Origin of the sequence: Peribacillus sp. FSL E2-0159, assembly GCF_038643155.1 — a bacterium.
In the GTDB taxonomy this organism is placed as follows: Bacteria; Bacillota; Bacilli; order Bacillales; family DSM-1321; genus Peribacillus; species Peribacillus simplex.
On the sequence record NZ_CP152053.1, the window covers coordinates 1,001,887 to 1,020,598 of the forward strand.

The following is an 18,712-nucleotide window of genomic DNA, read 5'->3' on the forward strand; positions in this document are numbered from 1 at the left end:
TTCACTGAGCGGTTCCAAAACATTGTGCCTTGGATAAACACTCAGGCTGCCTGTTCCCTATGTTCCTAGGGGGCAGGCTGTTTTAATTGCCCTGAATTATGAATGATGTTTTTAATCCTTTAAGAAATAAAAAGTTCATGTGGATTGAATATGAGGAGGTCTGTTTCCCGGTAGCTATTCGATTTTATTTGCGATGCCCACTCATCCTTTTTATCCCTATACCATTTCATCCAAACTTAGTTATTCCGAATTAAAATCAGTCGCTCTCTGATCTGTACCAACATTTTTAAAATCCAATGAAAAATCAAACAGAGCAAGGTTCCATTTATGAAAAGTGAACTGCATTTCATTTCTGAACGAATGATTTTACTTTATGAAATACCGACACTTATCTATTTGTATATAATGATGCCAGAATATAAATCTAGATAATATCAACATCATGATAAAGGAGAATTTGATGTCGAAGCATTTTAATTTTTTATTACTATGGGTGTCACAAACTTGGTCCACCCTATTCAAATATAGGATCTATTTTATTCAAGCCTTTTTAGTCTTATTTTTGATGTATCTTTTATTAAATGAACAAGAAATAAATACGCTGAAAATCACCCTCATTTTAATTACCTCACTATCCTTTCTTAAAAGTGCTCATAGAAAAAAAGGGTGAATAAAAGTAAATGTGGTATGTAAGAGGATTAGGGGGCGAAGGTCTATGGATGCGTACCGACTCGGCACTTATGCGCTGGGTGATATATTTTCATGTAATGCCGACGGAACGTTATGAAAATGTGCTACAAGATAAACACTCTTCAGGGAATGAAAATAATAACCAAATAGGAAAATAATCCCAATGTGAAATGTGATAAGAGGGAACCAATGGTTCCTCTTATCACATTTTTAGTTATGTAATCCATAAATGAAGCTTTGGATTTTATTTTATTTAAACGCTGGATTTGATAAGAAGATATGCTTTTATAACTGCAGGGTTGTTTAAACCCATAACTATAATTGAAAATAATCACATTAAAATTGACGTTTAATGCCCTAATGTGGTTCCTAAAATGATTTTTTATGAATCATTATTGGAACGAGGTATTTGTCGAATAAAAGTATTATTAATCTTGTAAGTAAAATTAATATTTAGAGGAGCGTTTCATTTATGAAGAAAAGTAAAATGCTAAAACCTATTAACGTTATGACAACATCATTTCTTTTAGCAAGTTCTCTATTAATGCCAAGTGCAGGATTTGCGGAAGAACTATCCACACCAAAGAATAAGGATAGTTCGAATGCACAAACATCGGAGGTGAAAACTCAAGAAGCGCGTACACAAACAACTGAAACACAATCACCAGTGAAAGCAGTTTCAAAAATGATGGCAAACGAAACGGTCGTTAACAATTTTCAGGAGCTAAAAGTTGCTTTAGAGGCAGATAACGGAATAACGGCGATTCATCTAGGGAGAGATATAGACATAAGCGGAGCGATTAAAATTCACCCGGCAAAATCAAAAATTGTGATTGATGGAAATTACCATACAGTAATGGAGACAGGAGCGACAGGAGCATCAGGTGGTATCTATGCCAACGGAAATATATTAAGCAGTGTCCATGTTAAGAACCTGCACATTTCTGGAAAGAACTATTATGGTTTCATTACAATACATGATGTAACAAAAAATGTAGAGCAAATATACGAAAATGTAAATTACCATGGACCTCAATTTATTTGGAACCGTAACGGGAACGCAATTTTCAAAGGAGTAAACGACATTTATATTCAGGATAATGCAGTACCAGGCTCATCAATAACGCACGAGATGGCGGAAACTGGAAGTGTGGAAATTGATGGTGAAACTAATATTAGCCATAATAGTGGACATGCTCTTGTTTGGTCGATTTCAAAAGAACCTCAATTTAAGATCGCACCAAATGCGAATGTGAAAATTTTTACAAATAAGAGCGGGTATGGAATATTTTATGCAACAGGCGGTGATGTAGATTTTTCCATTGGAGCTAATGCAAAGGTAGAGATTGATGGAAAAAAAGGAGTTACCAGCTCTGGAAAGTTTAAGTCATTTAACGTGGATGCCGGTGCAGATGTACAGATGAATAGATCTGGTACGGATTCAAACCCAATGATCTCGCTTTATGGACCAGCACAGATCAATAATCAAGCTAATCTCCATGTCACTACAGAAGACGGTCACGCTTTGGAAGTGGAAAATAAACCATCCACAATTGATTTTAACAACCCAAACAATGTTGTATTGTCATCAATTAAGAAACAAGCGATAAATAATTTAAGTACCTCCCTAACGATGAGTATGGTTACAAGTATGGCAAAGTTTTGGACAAGCGCGACAGGCGATCCTGCAAATAGCTATGTGGGCAAATCCGGTGGCAATCTTACTTGGAAAGCTATGTATCGTTATAACGTAGCTCAATCAATTAGTAGTAATAATCCAGAGAATTTCATTATTCAATTTACTAAAACAAAAAAGGTTGAATTAGGAAAAAATGATGGTGGGCAAGCAGAAAAAGACCTAGCAGATGCGAAGAACAAAGTGGAGGATCTATTCACGGATGATAAGTTCGACACATTGAAAGGAAGTACCGATCAAGGAGAGATTGATAACGCAAAAGATGCAGTCAGCAAATTGCCAGCCGGCCCTGAAAAAGAGCGCCTGGAAGATTTACTGAACAAAGCCCAAGATCTATTGAACAAGAAAGAGCAAGCAGAAAAAGAACTGAACGATGCGAAGAACAAAGTGGAAGATCTATTCACGGATGATAAGTTCGACACATTGAAAGGAAGTACCGATCAAGGAGAGATTGATAACGCAAAAGATGCAGTCAGCAAATTGCCAGCCGGCCCTGAAAAAGAGCGCCTGGAAGATTTACTGAACAAAGCCCAAGATCTATTGAACAAGGAAGAGCAAGCAGAAAAAGAACTGAACGATGCGAAGAACAAAGTGGAAGATCTATTCACGGATGATAAGTTCGACGCATTGAAAGGAAGTACCGATCAAGGAGAGATTGATAACGCAAAAGATGCGGTCAGCAAATTGCCAGCCGGCCCTGAAAAAGAGCGCCTGGAAGATTTACTGAACAAAGCCCAAGATCTATTGAATAAGAAAGAACAAGCAGAAAAAGACTTATCCGATGCGAAGAACAAAGTAGAAGATCTGTTCACGGACGGTAAGTTCGATACATTGGAAGGAATGACGGATCAAGGGGCGATTGACGAAGCCCAAGAAGCGGTCAATAAGCTTCCTGAGAGTGCAGAAAAAGACCGTTTGCAAGATTTACTGAACAAAGCCCAAGATCTATTGAACAAGAAAGAGCAAGCAGAAAAAGAACTGAACGATGCGAAGAATAAAGTGGAAGATCTATTCACGGATAACAAGTACGACACTTTGAAAGGAAGTACGAATCAAGCAGCGGTTGATGAAGCTCAAACAGCGGTCGACAAGTTACCAGCCGGCCCTGAAAAAAATCGTTTACAAGATTTAGTAGACAAAGCTGAAGAATTATTGAACAAGGATGTAACGCCTCCGGAAGCACCTAAATTAAATACAGTTACAACAGCAAGTAAAGAGGTCACGGGAACTGGTGAAGCGGGCGCAAAAGTGACAGTCACCATTGATGGGAAAACGTATACAGGGGTTGTAGGACCAGATGGAATATTTGCGGTTGGGATTCCAAATCAACCAGTTCATGCGGTTATTACTGTTACCCTTACCGACGCAGCAGGGAATGTCAGCAATAGTTCAACTGTTAGAGTAGTTCAATTTATGCCGAGCGAACCAGTCAAGATTGATACTGTGTACCTGGATGCCGAGACGGTAACTGGAAAGGCTCCTGAAGGGGCAACTATCGTTCGCTTATTGGTAAATGGCGAAGCCCTTCGTACGGCACCTGTCAATGAAGATGGAACATTCAGTATTTACAGCAAATATATAGGGGTAGATGAGAATGGAAAAAATAAAACCTTGCAACCGGGCGATATCGTAACGGTTGACTACGGTGTTCGGACTCCATCGAACTTACAGGCTCATACTACGGTAATCAAGCAACAGGAGAAACTGCAGGTGAATCCAGTTGCCCCTAATGCGGATTATGTTACGGGTAAGGCACCGGAGGGAACTAAGAGTCTCCGTTTGCTAGTGAATGGAATAGCACAGAGAACGGTTTCCCTTACTCAAACGGGATCAGGAGTCATTAATACGGATGGAAGTTACCAAATTTACAGCCGGTTTATTATGGATGAAAATGGGGTTACTCGAAGATTGCAAGCAGGAGATGTCATTGAAGTTGACAATGGATCTCTAGTAGTTGGAGGAGATATAGGAAAAACAATTATCAAATAATCAAAGTGATAATGATGTAAGAAGGCCTCTCCTATAGGAAGTGGGTCCTTCTTACATGTTTGAAAAGGCTTCTTAAAGTGGTTGAGTATTTTTTCGTTTCAAGGAAATGAAGATCCATTTTATGAATGAGTACTGAAGAATCTCTCTTTAAGAAGATTTATATTTTTTAAAGGGGTGAAATAATGATATTAAAGAGAAGATTCAGAAGTATGGGGATCTGTATATTAACACTAAGTATATTTTTGACAGGCTGCATGTCAGGAGAAAAGGAAATTAAGGATGAACCGAAAATAATGCAAAAGCAAACGGATTCTACCGCTAAAGGTGATATAGGACAGGAGAAAGCCGTATCTGGCGTAAGTATTGGGATTGAAAATGCATTGCAGCTCGAACATCCAGATCAAAAAGGGAAACAGGTTTTACAGTTACAACTGAAAGCAACTAATAAAACGGCAGAAGAAAGATTTGTAGACGTTTTTGAAATGTCGGTATGGAATCAAGAGAATAAAAAACTAAGGATCTATCCGGGAGATAATCTGGGGACAAAACTGGCACCCGGAAAAAGTGTAAAAGGAAATGGGTACTATGTGATAGAAGGAAAGGGACCATTCAAGGTGCGGTATGAAAATACTGAAACGAAAGAAAAGCAGGAATGGATAATTAACAAAGTGACGGACATGACAGAGGACACTTCTAAAAAGTAGTATGTGTTATTAGTAAATTAGATAATGTTGGAATTCCCCCGAGAAATGGCACCGCGGTAAAGGCCATTCAATCGGGGGATTTGTATTTCCTAAACGATAAGAAGTAATGAGTATCAAATAGAAAAAGTCTGTGGTCATTTTTGTAAGCTGCTTGCTCGTTTTTTGGAGAGGCGAGTCCAATATAAATGTAAAAATGCGAAGGATAAAGTTCTGATCAAAATTAGAATATTTTTTATGGAGATATGCGTGTTGGCTAAAGACAGGCTTACTTTTACCCTAACCCTGCAGCTCGTATGTGACTTATACCTCACACCGAAAAACCTGGTGATTCTGGTTTTACAAGGTAGATGATTCAAAAACAGAACGATTCATTCGAAATCTGGAACTGGCTTCAAAAGTAATTATGTTAATTTATTAATGCTAACAAAAAATAATGGAACAAACAAAGCGGATGTTGAAATTCTAGAAAGTGAATCGGCCATAAATGTAAATTTCTGAGTTGCTGACTTAGATCAATAGTATTGGAAGATTGCTATTTTATATTGTGTATTGGTATGTTCCGGTGAGTTTCCATTTTGGCTTGTTAGTTTTAAATACCGTTATGTTTTTTATAAGTGGAATGGAGGAGTTGAATCATGATAACAGCGATAACTCAAGAAAGAGCTCAATACTCGCTGCAATCTGCTCTGCAAAGAGAATTAAAGAACAAGACGGCTAAGGTCGGAGTAATAGGATTGGGGTATGTGGGACTCCCAACAGCTTGTCATTATGCATCTATGGGTTATAAGGTGACCGGATTCGATGTTTCCGTGACTAAGGTGGAAAGTTTAATGTGCGGAATCAATTATATCAATGATGTAGATAATGACGAGCTTACCGAATTGATTAACAAAAAGCGATTTACAGCGACGACGGATATGAAGCAGCTTGGAGAGATGCATGTCCTTTTGATTTGTGTCCCAACCCCAGTTAATAAGTTGAAGGAACCTGATATCTCGTATGTGAGAGATGTAGGGAAGATTGTGGCTGAACATGTGAATGAAGGTACAATGGTTATTTTGGAAAGTACAACATATCCAGGAACGACAGAAGAATATATCTGTACCCCTTTAACGGAAAGGGGGTATGTGATTGGGGAGAACCTTTTTGTAGCTTATTCCCCGGAAAGAATAGATCCAGGAAATAAAAGGTTTAATTTAAGCAACACGCCAAAGATTGTCGGGGGGATGACGGAAACCTGTACAGATCTAGCGTGCAAGTTCATCGGACCGACAGCCCAGCGTGTTAATGGGATCCGTGTTGCAGAATTAAGCAAAATCTTTGAGAACACTTTCCGATGGATTAACATGGCTTTGGTCAATGAAATGACGGTCCTATGCAATGAATTGGAAATTGATATATGGGAAACGATCAATGCGGCTTCCTCAAAGCCATACGGGTTCATGAAATTCACCCCAGGCATTGGTGTCGGGGGGCATTGCATACCGGTCGATCCATACTACTTGCTCTATAAAGCAAAAGAACACGGTCATCGGACAAAAATGATTGAATTGGCTGGGGATATTAATGACGGAATGGTTCACTATTCTTATACGCGCATTCTTGAACTGCTTGCAGCCAATGACAAGTTCATGAAACACTCACATGTTGTGGTTTTAGGTGCAACTTACAAAAGTGATATTGGCGATTTAAGGGAAAGCCCGGTCGTCCGCTTACTTGAAATATTACAAAACAAGGTCCAGAATCTAACCGTCATCGAACCCTATGCAACAGAAATCCAAATCAATGAACTGATTCTACCGGTGGGAAAATACGATGCTGACATTCTTCAAAATGCCGATTTAGTTGTCATTGGAACACCGCACAATTGTTTTGACTGGAAAAGTGTCCATGATAATGCTTCATTAATATTCGATTCCAAAAATGTGATGGAGGAAAATGGACTGCTTTCTGATAAGGTCGCAAAATTATAGGAAACAGAAAAAAGAAAGGATAAACGGAAAGTATTTTAGTGGATTGGAGTTGATTGAATGAGGGAGACAATCAATATAAAAGATCTTTTTCAAATGGTAAAAAAACGCATCGTGCTCATTATTATCATTACAACCCTTATAACGGCAATGACGGGAATCGTTAGCTTTTTCATTCTTTCACCTGTTTACCAAGCTTCTACACAAATCTTAGTCAATCAATCCAAAGAAAAGTCAGAACTTTACAATGTAGGTGAGATTCAAACCAATATCCAATTGATCGAAACGTACAGCGAAATCATAAAAAGTCCGATGATGTTGGAAAAAGTCAAAGAACGACTGAATCTTGATATTTCATATTCAGCATTATCGGAACAAATCAAAATCGTCAGTAATGGGAATTCACAGATATTTACCATTAAAGTTGAGGGTGCTGACCCTGAATTTGCCGTTAGTGTCGCAAGTGCAATAACGGACATATTCCAAGATGAAATAAAAGCGCTTATGAATGTGGACAATGTCAATGTCTTATCTAAAGCAACTATAGGAAATAATTCATCACCTATAAAACCGAATCCGATCTCAAATACGATCATTGCATGTTTTGCAGGGGTGATCATAAGTTTAGTTCTTACATTCATGATCGAATTTTTCGACAAAACAATCAAGGTTGAGTCTGATATTGAAGAACAGTTAAAGATACCGATGCTAGGTATCGTTAACTTAATGGAAAATAAAAAATAAAACGGAATTATAAATCTGTAATCACAACCTCAAGAGGTGAAAAGCTTGACACGCAATGAACGGCATAAAATGACGGAGATTAAAAAAAGAAGCAGTATTTCTATGTTGAAATCGAAGTCACCGGTTGTGGAACAATATAGGACGATTCGAACGAATCTTCAATTTTCCGCTGTGGAAAAAGACATAAGGTCGATGATTTTCACCTCTGCAAATGCAGGTGAAGGAAAATCAACCACTTCAATCAATGTTGCAGCAGTTTTTGCACAGCAAGGGAAACGCATTCTCATCATAGATGCAGATTTGAGAAAGCCGAGTGTTCATACCAACTTTAATATGGAGAACTACTTGGGGTTAACGAATATCATATCGAAGCAAAATCAATTACTTGATGCTGTACAACCTACCATTTATCCCAATTTAGATGTGTTGACAAGTGGACCCATCCCTCCAAATCCATCGGAGTTGCTTGGGTCAAATGGAATGGTAGCAGTATTGGATGAAGCAAAGCAGAATTATGATTTAGTAATTCTGGACACACCGCCTGTTAATGCAGTTACAGATGCTCAAGTACTAGCGAATATGACAGACGGCGTTGTTTTGGTGGTCAGCAGCGGAAGCACTGAAATACAGCAAGCAAAAAGAGCGAAGGAATTACTTGAAAAGGCAAATGCAAAGCTTTTGGGTGCAATCTTAAATAAGAAAAAACAAAAGCATCCTGACGAATATTACTACTACGGTAAATGAAAATAAGTAGTTTGGAAGTTTTATAAATTTTTTTGGATTCGTAGTTAGGCTGAAGAGGGGATAACAATGATTGATATTCATAGTCATATTTTACCGAAGATGGATGATGGTGCTGGAGATATCCAGGAAAGTATAGAAATGGCGAGAAAAGCTGTAGATCAAGGAATTTCAAATATCATAGCAACCCCTCATTATAATAAGGGGATATATGAAAATGATAAGGAAAAAGTCTTGAATGAAACTGCAAAATTAAACCTAGTGCTAGATGATCTGGATATCCCGCTAAAAGTATGGCCTGGACAGGAAATAAGGATATCCGATGAACTTTCAGATGATTATGATAATAATGAAATCATGAGCTTGAATGGTTCGCAGTACATCCTTCTCGAACTGCCTTCAAACCATGTGCCAAGGTATACGGAACGATTAATTTATGATCTGCAAATGAAAAGGATGACACCGATCATTGCTCATCCAGAGCGGAATTTGGAAATAATAAAAAATCCGCAACTTCTAAAAGAACTAATTTGGAAGGGTGCGTATTCACAAATAACAGCAGGGAGCATCACGGGTAAATTCGGATGGAGAACAAAAAGGTTTTCCAAATATTTAGTTCAATCAGGTCTTACTCATTTTATTGCTTCAGATGCTCATAATGTTGGAAACAGAGGTTTTCAGATCAGGGAAGCGCATAAGTTGATTGAAAAGAACTTCGGACATGAAATAGTCGACGCCTTTAATGAGAATGCCGAGAATGTTTTGTACGGGTTGAAAGTTAAGGAACGCTTGTTTGACTAAAAATATTAATATGGGGAGAAGTAGATTTGACATATTATAACCGGCTTTTCACATTAGTCGTACTGGACGCCATGATTGTTGTGACAGCTGTATTTTTAAGTTACTGGTTATTACATCCATATGATGAACTTCCGGCATTTACACTGACGATTACGTTTTTTTTGCTTATGTGTCATTATTTCTTTACTGCTTATTTGAAACAGTATAAAAAGGCTTGGGAATACGCCAGCATCGGGGAAATGTTCAATGTCTTTAAAGTGACGGCCTTTTCTATTACTATTACTACCGTCTTTCAGCTATACTTTACCCATTTTCTATATATAAGAGAACTATTGATTACATGGATTCTATATATGGCCATGATTGGGTGCTCACGATTTGCATGGAGAATCTATTTTGAACGATACATTAAGCAATCACCAAATAAAAAAAGAACGTTGATCGTTGGAGCAGGGTCTGCAGGGACGATGATAACGAGTCAGTTGTTAAAATCCAGCAAGATAGAATTAGTCCCAGTTGCATTCGTTGATGATGATAAAACGAAGCTAAGTTTAGAAATCTTCAACATACCAGTAGTAGCAGCAACAAAACATATTTCACAAGTGGTTGAGCAATACAAGATCGAACATATCGTGATTGCGATTCCTTCTTTGAAAAGAGAGGAAATAAATGCTATTTTTTCGGAATGCACCAAAACTTGCAAAAAGACTCAAATTGTCCCTAGCCTAGAGGCGATTGTTCAAGGCAAGGTTCCAATTAATGAATTGCAAGATATCCAGATGGAAGACTTATTGGGGCGATTACCCGTACAACTTGATGATAAAGGGATTTCAGAACAGATTATTGATGGCACTATTTTAGTAACAGGTGCGGGCGGTTCAATTGGATCAGAAATCTGTCGTCAAATCATGAAGTATAATCCAGCTAAAATTGTATTGCTTGGACATGGTGAAAACAGCATTTATGCGATCGAGTTGGAATTGCGGGAGGCTTATGCAGATAAAATTGAGATCGTGACCGAAATTGCAGACATTCAGGACCGCATGAGGATGTTTCAGGTAATCGACCATCATCGTCCTAATATCGTCTATCATGCAGCCGCTCATAAACATGTACCGCTTATGGAGTCAAACCCTAAAGAAGCGGTGAAAAATAACATGATTGGCACGATGAATGTTGCGGAGGCATCGGAGGCTGGCAGGGTGAATATTTTTGTCATGGTATCGTCAGATAAAGCCGTAAATCCGACAAGTATAATGGGTGCTTCTAAATGTTTAGCCGAGATGATGATCCAGTATAAGAGTTTGTCGAGTCATACTAAATTTGTAACGGTCAGATTTGGGAATGTCCTTGGCAGTAATGGCAGCGTCATCCCACTCTTTAAAAAACAAATAAAAAAAGGGGGACCTTTGACAGTCACTCATCCGGATATGATTCGCTATTTCATGACGATTACGGAAGCTTCAAGATTAGTCATTCAGGCAGGAGCTCTGGCCAAAGGCGGAGAGGTATTCGTACTTGATATGGGTGAACCTGTCAAAATTGTCGATTTCGCTAAAAAGCTTATCCAACTGTCAGGCTACAACGTTGAAGACATTGGGATAACCTATACTGGAATTCGGCCAGGAGAAAAATTATACGAAGAATTACTTGGTGAAGATGAAGTTTACTTAAATCAGATCTATCCGAAAATCCATATTGGAAAACCAAGAGAAGTAAATTGGAATGCAATAAAAGATATTATCACGACATATGATGTCTTGAGCGAAGAAACATTAAAAGATAGAATGTTGAATTTGGCGAATTACAGGAAGAATAACAAAATTCCCATAGCGTGACAATGCTTCATATCCGGGTGATGATAGCAATCACCAGAAAAGGTAAAGCAAGTGTTACACATACAAGTAAAATCGATATTTAAACGAAATTGGGAATGTATTCAATTTCTTGAAAGTGTTAAAGAGAAGTAAGAAAAATAGATGCGATGAAATTTTTAATTAATTACTAAGAATTCTGTAAAGCTATCTGAAGAATTCCTTCGTTTTCTTGATAACGATAGACAAAGATGATTTGGGAGGAAAAAATGAAACGGGCTTTTGAATTATTGATATCTTGTTTGGCGCTCATATCCAGTTCACTTCTTATGCTGCTTATCGTCATCCTCATCCGTTTGAAATTAGGTTCACCTGTCATTTTTAAGCAGGAGCGCCCAGGCCTTAATGGCAAACCATTTTATTTGTTTAAGTTCAGAACGATGACGGATGAAAAAGATGAAAAAGGGGATTTGGTTCCTGATGAGAAGAGATTAACCGATTTTGGGAAATTACTTAGAAAATTAAGTTTAGATGAATTACCTCAATTATTTAATGTCATGAAAGGCGATGTGAGTTTTGTAGGCCCACGGCCATTATTAATGGAATATCTCCCATTATATACTTCCGAACAAGCAAGGAGGCATGATGTCCGTCCAGGAATGACGGGGTGGGCACAAGTTAATGGACGCAATGCAATCTCGTGGGAGAAAAAATTTGAGCTTGATGTCTGGTACGTAGATAATCAATCCTTTTTATTGGATATGAAGATCATATACCTTACCTTGATTAAGGTATATAAACAAGAAGCCATTACCCAAGAAGGACATGTAACAACCCAAAAATTTATTGGATAATAGGATGAATGATATTGATTGATGATTTACAAAAACTCAAATGAAATTGAACCTGGAGGAAACAGCTAGAAAATCTCCAGGTTCTGTAGATATTTATCTTATAGAAAATCAAAATTTGATGATGTGAGAAGTGATTTGAATTGAAGAAAATCGTTATTATCGGTGCAGGGGGGCACTCAAAAGTTGTTCAAGATATTGTTGAAGCAATGGTTGATTATCAGCTCATGGCTATTTTAGATGATCAATATGAAGTGCTGAAAAGAAAGGGAAATGTATATTTTGGCCCCATCTTAAGCTATAGAAGCTTGTTTATTCATTTTGAATGTAAGGTAATTATTGCGATAGGCAGGAACGATTTAAGACTAAAAATCGTAAACGAGCTGAATTTAGATGTAACGGATTATGAGACAGTCATTCATCCCACTGCTATAGTGGGAAAAAATGTCTCGATAGGTAAAGGAACGGTCATTATGCCTAATGTCGTCTTGAACGCTGGCGCGAGAGTGGGGAATCACGTCATTGTTAACACGTCTTCAGTCATTGAGCATGATACCCATCTTGATGACTTTATCCATATAGCACCAAGTGCAACCCTGACAGGAGCTGTCAAGGTTGGAACAGGTACCTTGATAGGAGCTGGATCTACGGTCATACCGAGGATAACGATAGGGGAATGGTGTAAGGTTGGGGCCGGGTCAACCGTTATTAAAGACATTCCTTACGCATCTACGGCTGTGGGGTCCCCTGCCAGGATAATAAAATAAGGAGTGTTGTGGGATGGAGAATAAAAGATTGTATCTTTCGCCTCCTCATATGAGTGGGAATGAACAAATGTACATTAGCCAAGCGTTCGAGACAAATTGGATAGCGCCACTAGGACCGAACGTAAAAGCTTTGGAAGAAGAATTTGCCAAATATGCTGGCACTAATGGGGCATTGGCAGTAAGTTCAGGAACTGCAGCCATTCATTTGGCATTGCAAGTATTGGGAGTCACCACTGGTGATACAGTATTCTGTTCTTCATTAACTTTTATAGCCAGTGCAAATCCTATCATCTATCAAGGGGCGAAGCCTGTTTTCATAGATTCCGAATCTGATACATGGAATATGTCACCTAAGGCATTGGAACTGGCTTTGGAATACGCTAGGAAAAAGCGGGAAATTCCAAAAGCTGTCATTTTGGTCCATCTATTTGGACAGAGTGCAAAGGTAGATGAGATCAAGAGCATTTGTGGGAAATATAAGGTTGCTTTAATAGAGGATGCAGCAGAATCCCTTGGTGGCACATACAAGGGGAAGCAAACAGGAGCTTTTGGTGATATAGGGATTTATTCGTTTAATGGAAATAAAATCATAACAACTTCAGGTGGGGGCATGCTGGTTTCGAATAACGAGGAATTTTTATCTAAGGCTCTCTTTCTATCTACACAAGCACGTGATCCAGCGCTTCACTATCAGCATAGCTCGATTGGATATAACTATCGTTTAAGCAATATTCTAGCTGGAATCGGTCGTGCCCAATTAGAAGTATTGGATGAGCGTGTAAAAGTTCGGAGAGAAATTTTTGATCGGTATAAAAAATCGTTGGGAAACATACCTGGCATTACCTTCATGCCTGAGTTAAAAGATACGATGGGGAATCGTTGGCTTACCGCTTTAACAATAGACGACAAAATCACTGAAGTACGACACAGTGACTTGATTAATGCGTTAGAAGCAGGAAATATTGAGTCAAGACCAGTATGGAAACCATTACATTTACAGCCTGTCTTTAAAGATGCAGCATTTTTTACAGAAAGCGGCGATAAAAGCGTTTCAAGTATGTTATTTGAACAAGGTATATGTTTGCCGTCCGGTTCGGGCATGACATTTGAAGATCAAGAGCGGGTCGTGGAAATTGTAAAGGATGTACTTAAACCGTCCAAAATAGCACGATGATTCTTTCGTCGTGTGATACGAGTCAAATCATCAAAGGAACTGTTGCAGGCAGTTACATTGAGAAGATAAACTAAAGCCCGCCTTAAAAGTAACCTTCCTTACAATGAAAAGGAGGCAAACCAAAAATATGAGAATTACATTTAAACAGATTTATCAAGATATCGATAATCTAGTATGTTTATCCAATAAACGAAATGGTTTGAATTTCAGAGAGATTGAGCTTACAAGAAAAAGACTGGTTGAAAATATAAAAGCGATAGAGCTGCATACCATTATTTGCAATAAGGGAGATTCTGAATAAATATCCCCTGATCATCTTTTCCTTCTGAAAAATGATTTCATTTTTGGAAGCCTTTTTAAATCTACAATAGAAATGAGCGTGCTTATGAAGATTGGTGATAAAGTGATTTATAAATCAAGAGAATATAAAATTATTTACATCTATAGAAATGATGTTAACGTCGAGCTTCTTTCCTTTGATGCTAAGCATGATAAATTCGAATTAGCACATATATCTCATTTGATAAAGACTAACCCGGCTTATGTAGAGAATCCACAAAAGGGGTCCCATTATGAAATTTGATTAGTAAGGGTTGTATTTTTTTCTTGTTATTGAATAGAATGGCAGATGAATCACCACCCTGGAGGTAGGTCAGGCTGTCAAGAAATTCAACACAGTCTTTTTCTTTCCTTTGGTTTATATCTATTCACTGTCTTAATTAGACATACTCCTATGCTCGGGCTTATCACATCAACTATAGAGTCATAAAAAGCCAATTTATCTTACGATATTCTATTGAATCTTGTTGGGGAATGTATTAAACCTATGAACAATTTGTTCTCCTCAATAGAAGAATTCTGTAAATTTTTAACTAGACCACTTTACCATTTTTACATGGAGTACTGCCTTTGTGGCGTTGCTTAATCAAATAGTAGGCACTGCATTCTTTTAAGATGTATTCTCTTTAATTCCTCTATAAAAGAATGAGGTGTTTTTTTTTGTCAAAAACAAATGAATGCTGTAAAGAAATCCATTGTTGCTTAACGATTGATAATACAAAAGTAATTCTAAAATGAAATGCTTCATTGCTAATTTGGGATTTATTACGAACTATTTTTATCTTTTTTAAATCTTACAACCATACATAGCATGTTGAGAGTAATCGATGGTCATGCTATTACATCAAAAATAAGTTTCAAAAATTGATTTCCCCGTACCGCATTTGAAACGACTCTGAAATAAAATTATGATAAATTTGGGTAGTAAGTATTATGTATTTTCTGTTACTTTTAATAAAAGTGTGTGAAGGCTATGAATGTTAGGTATTAATGCTTAATCATGGGTATTAATAGTTTCAATAAGAAGATATGAAAATCAATAAAGTTAAAGGTGATTGTATGAATCGATTTAATGATCGTTATTCAAAACTGCTGTATCATTTATTTTATGAAGATAATTGGTGCAGTTTAACAGAACTATCAAAAAAAACAGGTTATTCGAAAAGCACATTATGGCGGGATATATTACATATGAGTTCAAATCTTCCACCTGAATGGAAAATCGAAAAGAATGAAGTTCAGGGCGTAAGATTATTGAAACCTAAAAACGGCACCTTGGAAGAACTTTGGTTTCATCTTAAAAGTGAAAATACCTATTTTCAAACCTTGGAATTAATTCTTTTTAACGATGGAGTAACGATAAAATATATTACTCAAAAAGTACATATTAGTCGCTCCACAGTATATCGACAGTTAGAGAAAATAGAAGAAGTATTAAAAAATGCCGAAGTTCAATTATCGAATAGTCCATTTAAAATTGTTGGGGATGAAAAAAAAGTAAGGCGATTCATCATGCAGTATGTAGAGTATATGTCAGGCAATTTAAATGACTTCATTACATCATTTAATCTAAAAGACTTTCAAGACACTCTACTGGAGCTATTGAAGGAACATACAACTTCTTTACATATGGGTGCCATACAAAGACTAGCGATAATCCTTCATATCTCTAACATTCGAATAACCCATAATTGTTTTGTGACAATCCCGAAAGTGGTTATAGATGAAAATGAAACTTCCAAAGCATTTGAAATATCTAAGAAACTATTCAAGTTCATGGTGAAATGTCCAAATAGGGAGAAACAGATACGGGAAATTTTATTTTTTTCCTTATATTTAATGAGCGAAGAAATGTCTTTAAATCGTACCCAAGAGCTTCGTTACATTCGTTCCAAACTTAATTCGGATAGCGGTAAGCCTTTAAGTCAATTTTTAAGTAATTTATCAAAGAAAATTGGGTTGGATGTTTCTCAAGATGATATTTTCATGTACGAATTTGCGCAAACTCTTCGTGGGATATCGTTTGACTTTCAGTTAATAACGGATACGAGAATAAATAATATTTTACAATTCGTTCCTTATTTTGAAAATAATCTGTTATTCGGGATTATTGAAGAAATAGCACAATATATATCAAATGAATTTACTATTTCTTTTGAAAATATAGAAATATTAGAAATATTCATGTTGGTCCAAGCTTCAATTTTAAGAAAACAAAACCAAATGGTTATAGAGACTGCATTAATTTGTCGTTCATATGTAGAGAAAGATTATATTCGTGAGGTATTAAAACATCATTTCGGAAACAAGCTAAATATTTATGTAATGGATTTTTCCGATATAGATTCACTTTTCAGAAAAAATGGGTTTGATATCTTAATAACCACAGATTTAGGGCAGTTAATTAATATTGAACACATTCCTGTATATAAAGTTTCTTCATTTCCGACTCCTTCCGAATTAAAAGAAATTAGGATGTTCACTCGAAAGAATTTCATTGATAGGTATGGTTTAAACCCAAATATTTTATATCCATTTGAAGAAGACATCGATTGAGATCATCTTAAGGCATTTATTCACTTTGTACTTTAACCACCTGATATGAGCAGTAATATGCAGCTAATAAACTACCTCGTCATTAAGCCTAGGTCATTTCCTTTTTCTCCAAAGGGAGAAGGTGAAACGCATTACTTATCTGACAGAGTTTAAGGTTGATAAATTACAATAGATAAGGGAGCCCCCCAAAAGACCAAAGCGAGAACGCCATACGTTCACTTCTCAACTTAAACCACAGATCAATCTCTTAAATTTAAAAACACGAAATGATGCCTTTTAAAAGCGATATCTAAAATCGGTTAGAATATAGTTAGCGAAGTAAAAACATTTACCTACTTCCGATCTCGAATTTTGGAAACGATGTTAGATGTTTTTTATAGCTCCATATGAATGGGAAACTATGTGCTGCAATAGTCGGACCGAAACGGGATCTAAGTGCATCAACCATAGTAATTTTGGATGAATACAGGGTGCCGTTGAAGGGAGGGTAACTTTTTGGGGTGGAGTCACCTTAAGGATTTGGCAGATCATGAACCTGTCGTACAGCTATCAGTGGCTGCTAAGAAAATGGCCCCGGTACAATACCGGGGCCATGGCTGTTTAGAACCTTTCATACCGTTCATAGCTCTCTTATAGTTGGTTGTGAGTGGCTTTATTTAGTTACATATTCATTATTTCCTGCACGCATTCCAACAATGAAAATAAGTGCAGATATTACGGCCAACATCAGTAAGGGAACTGTCCAGCTATGTGTAATGTCATGAAGCAATCCGAATAATACTGGTCCAATGGCAGCTAAGAGGTACCCGAATGATTGAGCCATTCCTGATAATTCCGTCGCCTCATGGGTGCTTTGTGTTCGAAGACTAAAGAACATCATGGATAAACTGAATATGGTTCCGACTCCAATCCCGATCAATATCATGCATACTGGTATGAAGAGAGTGCTTCCATATAATATGCCGAATATCCCTGTAATAAGGAAAACGACAGGCGGGACCACTAACAGACGCTGACTTTGTAAGCGTCCAGCTAAAATGGGCACAAGGAATGTTATGGGAATGACGGCAAGCTGCATGATGGATAGCATCCAGCCAGCCTCATCAGCATTCAGGCCCTTTTGCTCTAGGATTTCCGGCATCCAGGTAATTACTGTATAGAAAATAAACGATTGCAATCCCATGAAGAAAGTGATCTGCCAAGCTAAACCGGAACGCCATAAGTTAATCTTTTTATCCTTTTGAGCCGTTTGTACATCCTTACCTGACCTGAATGGCCGTCTTAATTGCGGCATCCATAAGAAAACTGTAATAAGTGATAAAATTCCCCAACATCCAAGGGCACCAGCCCATCCCAATCCGGATGAAGAAGCAAGGGGAATGCTGATCCCGGAACCTATTGCGCCACATAAATTCATGGAAACAGCATAGGTTCCTGTCATCAGACCGATATTCCTTGCAAAGTTATGCTTTATCAGACTGGGTAACAATACATTGCCGATTGCGATGGCTAACCCGATTAAAATGGTTCCTATGAACAATGTCGGCACACCGCCAACTGAGCGTATCCCAATCCCGATCGTTAATAATATCAAGGAAAGGAAAAGGGTTAGCTCCATTCCAAACCGCCGTGCTAGCCTAGGTGCAAATGGTGATAATAAAGCGAAAGAAAGCAAAGGCAATGTCGTTAATGAACCTGATAATGTATTGGATATCCCCAAGTTATCACGGATCGAAGTGACAAGGGGGCCAACCGATGTTAAGGGGGCCCTTAGATTTGCTCCAAGAAGAATGATCCCAATGATGAGTAGTCCAACTCTGGGTTTAATATCCATTTTTGTTTGTTCTAGTTGATTTGCCGCTTGATGAATGCCCAT

The 18,712-nt window shown here is 37.6% G+C and carries 16 protein-coding genes; 15 read left to right on the top strand and 1 reads right to left on the bottom strand.

The window, feature by feature from the left end; translation table 11 throughout:
- Window positions 1–680 precede the first annotated feature (680 nt).
- From NYE63_RS05005 to NYE63_RS05075, 15 genes are all read left to right on the top strand, one after another.
- A complete protein-coding gene (locus tag NYE63_RS05005; protein WP_342604306.1) occupies window positions 681–848 on the top strand; it encodes a hypothetical protein in 168 nt (55 codons plus the stop codon).
- A 314-nt stretch (window positions 849–1,162) separates the two neighbouring features.
- Complete coding sequence (locus NYE63_RS05010; RefSeq protein ID WP_342604307.1) at window positions 1,163–4,375, top strand: toxin Cry1Ac domain D-VI-related protein; 3,213 nt, start codon at window positions 1,163–1,165, stop codon at window positions 4,373–4,375.
- 182 nt (window positions 4,376–4,557) lie between these two features.
- Window positions 4,558–5,079, top strand: a complete 522-nt coding sequence (locus tag NYE63_RS05015; RefSeq protein ID WP_342604308.1) for a hypothetical protein — start codon at window positions 4,558–4,560, stop codon at window positions 5,077–5,079.
- Window positions 5,080–5,714: 635 nt separating this feature from the next.
- Complete coding sequence (locus NYE63_RS05020; protein WP_342604309.1) at window positions 5,715–7,052, top strand: nucleotide sugar dehydrogenase; 1,338 nt, start codon at window positions 5,715–5,717, stop codon at window positions 7,050–7,052.
- A gap of 57 nt (window positions 7,053–7,109) precedes the next feature.
- Window positions 7,110–7,793 (top strand): Wzz/FepE/Etk N-terminal domain-containing protein, encoded by a 684-nt coding sequence (locus NYE63_RS05025; protein ID WP_342604310.1) that lies wholly within the window; start codon window positions 7,110–7,112, stop codon window positions 7,791–7,793.
- Between the two features lie 69 nt (window positions 7,794–7,862).
- On the top strand, window positions 7,863–8,537 hold the full coding sequence (locus tag NYE63_RS05030; RefSeq protein ID WP_342605684.1) for a CpsD/CapB family tyrosine-protein kinase: 675 nt from the start codon (window positions 7,863–7,865) through the stop codon (window positions 8,535–8,537).
- A gap of 66 nt (window positions 8,538–8,603) precedes the next feature.
- The gene (locus tag NYE63_RS05035; RefSeq protein ID WP_342604311.1) at window positions 8,604–9,335 is read left to right on the top strand and encodes a CpsB/CapC family capsule biosynthesis tyrosine phosphatase; all 732 of its coding nucleotides are present in this window, start codon (window positions 8,604–8,606) and stop codon (window positions 9,333–9,335) included.
- A 26-nt stretch (window positions 9,336–9,361) separates the two neighbouring features.
- A complete protein-coding gene (locus NYE63_RS05040; RefSeq protein ID WP_342604312.1) occupies window positions 9,362–11,173 on the top strand; it encodes a nucleoside-diphosphate sugar epimerase/dehydratase in 1,812 nt (603 codons plus the stop codon).
- A 245-nt stretch (window positions 11,174–11,418) separates the two neighbouring features.
- Window positions 11,419–12,003, top strand: a complete 585-nt coding sequence (locus NYE63_RS05045; RefSeq protein WP_342604313.1) for a sugar transferase — start codon at window positions 11,419–11,421, stop codon at window positions 12,001–12,003.
- 140 nt (window positions 12,004–12,143) lie between these two features.
- Window positions 12,144–12,767, top strand: a complete 624-nt coding sequence (locus NYE63_RS05050; protein WP_342604314.1) for an acetyltransferase — start codon at window positions 12,144–12,146, stop codon at window positions 12,765–12,767.
- A 13-nt stretch (window positions 12,768–12,780) separates the two neighbouring features.
- Entirely contained in the window at window positions 12,781–13,941 is a 1,161-nt protein-coding gene (locus tag NYE63_RS05055) for an aminotransferase class I/II-fold pyridoxal phosphate-dependent enzyme (RefSeq protein WP_342604315.1), read from the top strand.
- 127 nt (window positions 13,942–14,068) lie between these two features.
- Window positions 14,069–14,242, top strand: coding sequence for a hypothetical protein (locus tag NYE63_RS05060; RefSeq protein ID WP_342604316.1), 174 nt, complete (start codon window positions 14,069–14,071; stop codon window positions 14,240–14,242).
- 84 nt (window positions 14,243–14,326) lie between these two features.
- Entirely contained in the window at window positions 14,327–14,524 is a 198-nt protein-coding gene (locus NYE63_RS05065; RefSeq protein ID WP_342604317.1) for a hypothetical protein, read from the top strand.
- Between the two features lie 815 nt (window positions 14,525–15,339).
- The gene (locus NYE63_RS05070; RefSeq protein ID WP_342604318.1) at window positions 15,340–16,836 is read left to right on the top strand and encodes a helix-turn-helix domain-containing protein; all 1,497 of its coding nucleotides are present in this window, start codon (window positions 15,340–15,342) and stop codon (window positions 16,834–16,836) included.
- 495 nt (window positions 16,837–17,331) lie between these two features.
- The gene (locus NYE63_RS05075) at window positions 17,332–17,472 is read left to right on the top strand and encodes a hypothetical protein (protein WP_342604319.1); all 141 of its coding nucleotides are present in this window, start codon (window positions 17,332–17,334) and stop codon (window positions 17,470–17,472) included.
- A 16-nt stretch (window positions 17,473–17,488) separates the two neighbouring features.
- On the opposite strand, the gene NYE63_RS05080 is transcribed toward NYE63_RS05075, so the two are convergent.
- A complete protein-coding gene (locus NYE63_RS05080; protein ID WP_342605685.1) occupies window positions 17,489–18,670 on the bottom strand; it encodes an MFS transporter in 1,182 nt (393 codons plus the stop codon).
- Between the last annotated feature and the right edge of the window lie 42 nt (window positions 18,671–18,712).